The organism is Bartonella sp. AS69XJJH (assembly GCF_042195585.1).
GTDB lineage: Bacteria > Pseudomonadota > Alphaproteobacteria > Rhizobiales > Rhizobiaceae > Bartonella.
The window spans coordinates 1-1,863 of sequence record NZ_JBHIOO010000071.1 but is presented as its reverse complement, the minus strand read 5'-3'; the positions used below and the strand labels follow the sequence as shown (position 1 = coordinate 1,863).

At 35.8% G+C, this 1,863-nt stretch carries 4 protein-coding genes; 2 read left to right on the top strand and 2 right to left on the bottom strand.

Annotated features, from left to right (window positions below; all coding sequences use genetic code 11):
• The first annotated feature begins 412 nt into the window (after nt 1-412).
• Nucleotides 413-940 (top strand): antA/AntB antirepressor family protein, encoded by a 528-nt coding sequence (locus ACFIK6_RS09620; protein WP_273783424.1) that lies wholly within the window; start codon nt 413-415, stop codon nt 938-940.
• A gap of 46 nt (nt 941-986) precedes the next feature.
• On the opposite strand, the gene ACFIK6_RS09615 is transcribed toward ACFIK6_RS09620, so the two are convergent.
• The gene (locus ACFIK6_RS09615; protein ID WP_273783426.1) at nt 987-1,307 is read right to left on the bottom strand and encodes an addiction module antidote protein; all 321 of its coding nucleotides are present in this window, start codon (nt 1,305-1,307) and stop codon (nt 987-989) included.
• A complete protein-coding gene (locus tag ACFIK6_RS09610) occupies nt 1,294-1,596 on the bottom strand; it encodes a type II toxin-antitoxin system RelE/ParE family toxin (protein WP_273783482.1) in 303 nt (100 codons plus the stop codon). The genes ACFIK6_RS09615 and ACFIK6_RS09610 overlap by 14 nt, the downstream gene beginning before the upstream one ends.
• A gap of 160 nt (nt 1,597-1,756) precedes the next feature.
• On the opposite strand from ACFIK6_RS09610, the gene ACFIK6_RS09605 reads away from it, so the two are divergent.
• Nucleotides 1,757-1,863 (top strand): lysozyme (locus ACFIK6_RS09605; protein WP_375627597.1); only part of this gene is annotated, 107 nt, incomplete at its 3' end.

The following is a 1,863-nucleotide window of genomic DNA, read 5'->3' as shown; positions in this document are numbered from 1 at the left end:
GCAAACACAACACCAGACAAAGACGACACCCTTGATCCAAACGCCCCACCAAACGCATGCGACGAAGGAGACGGCGTTATCCATATGGACGAAGAGGATATCAATTAGCAAAAATATCAAAAAATTATAGAAAGTTGCTTGACAATGTAGTGACAATATGAATAATCGAATCAGGTGCCTAAGAAACACCTTAATAGTAAGCGGATTTGGTTACGAAACAAATCTCTTCTCCGCACGTTTAAAGGCTTTGACTCATTGTACGTTACACGCATATAATGATCTTGTCGGGTGTAGTTACGCTATAAAATACCCTTTTGGGAAAAGCATAACGACGGACTTACTACCGTGTTTCTTAGCACCCGGCACTTTTTAAAAGTGTCATTAAGAAACATCTAAATAGTAAGGAATTCTTATGAACACTCTTATAGAAATTAAAGAACAAAATATTGGTCAAGAAACTGTTCAAACAGTTAACGCACGTGAATTACATACGTTTTTAGAAGTCAACTCTAAATTTGCAGATTGGATTGTACGCCGTATTAAAGAATATGGATTTTTGGAAAATCAAGATTATGGTTTTACGTTTCTCAAAAATGAGAAACGTAAAAATGTTATAAGTAAAGAATATCATCTCACCTTAGATATGGCGAAAGAGCTCTCGATGGTTGAGCGCAATGAGAAGGGACGTCAAGCTCGTCGTTACTTTATTGAATGTGAAAAGAAACTAAAAAGTCAATTTGTTGATTATGATGATATACGTTTTGCTTTCCCAAAAGATTGGGATAAAATGTCTCCAACTAAAAAGGCTGTTTACATTTATGGACCTCTCCACATGCATCTTGTCAAAGCCTTTACGTTGGTAGAAGAAAGCAAGCATTACAAAGCCATAATCAAAGAAGCAAAACAAGTCTTAGAAAGATCTGTAGTGAAAGCCGCTTAAGTAAAAAATATGCCTCCCCTCCCCGTTCTCAAAAATGGGGAGGTGGTCAAGATGCTTCTTCTAAAGCCGCTTGTTCCTTACAATTATTTTGGATAGGCGTTAAGCTAATCTGCAAATTTAAAGCACTCAAAACACTGAGAAAAGTAGAAAGCCGTGGGTCGCCTTTATCACTTAAAGAACGATAAAGAGACTCTCTTGATAGCCCTGTATTTTGGGCGATTTTACTCATTCCTTGGTTTTTTGCTATTATACCAAGAGCATGGGCAAGATACTTGCTATCTTTGCTTTCAAGAGCATCTTCTAAAAGAATCCTTTGTGTCTCAGGTGTCTTGAAATATTCACTTGTGTCAAATTTAGTAATTTCCATGTTTCATTTCCTTTACTAATTGGAGAGCTTTTTCGATATCTTTTTGTTGTGTAGATTTATCACCCGCATTTAATAACAAAATGATTTGTTTACCTTGTTTTACAAAATAGATTCTATAGCCAGGACCATGATGTATTTTTAACTCTCCAATTCCACGGAAAAATTTTACATTTCCAAGAAATCCCGTTTCTATTCTTGCTATCCGTTTAACAATATGCGCTTGCGCAATCTCATCTTTTAAAGAATCTAGCCATTTTATAAAATGCTTTGTTTTGTATACTGTAAACATTTGTAACTTATAAGATACAATCATTACAATGTCAAATACATTCTTTTGTTCCCATGAAAAAGCGACATGAAGCTTAACCAAGCTATCTTTCCGAATGGGAAAGATGTCAATTTTTTAATCCAGCTCTGCTTTTTGCGGAGCTTTTTTTATGGAGAAGTAAATGCGAAAAATATCATCAGAAGGACTTGCACTTATCAAACAATGGGAAGGTTTGCGTTTGAACGCCTATAAAGATGCCATTGGGGTATGGACAATAGGTTATGGACA

What these genes read in the sequence shown, in the direction of transcription:
- ACFIK6_RS09620 (WP_273783424.1), top strand. Translation starts at nt 413, where the DNA reads ATGAACACTCTTATAGAAATTAAAGAACAAAATATTGGTCAAGAAACT.
- ACFIK6_RS09615 (WP_273783426.1), bottom strand. Translation starts at nt 1,307, where the DNA reads ATGGAAATTACTAAATTTGACACAAGTGAATATTTCAAGACACCTGAG.
- ACFIK6_RS09610 (WP_273783482.1), bottom strand. Translation starts at nt 1,596, where the DNA reads ATGTTTACAGTATACAAAACAAAGCATTTTATAAAATGGCTAGATTCT.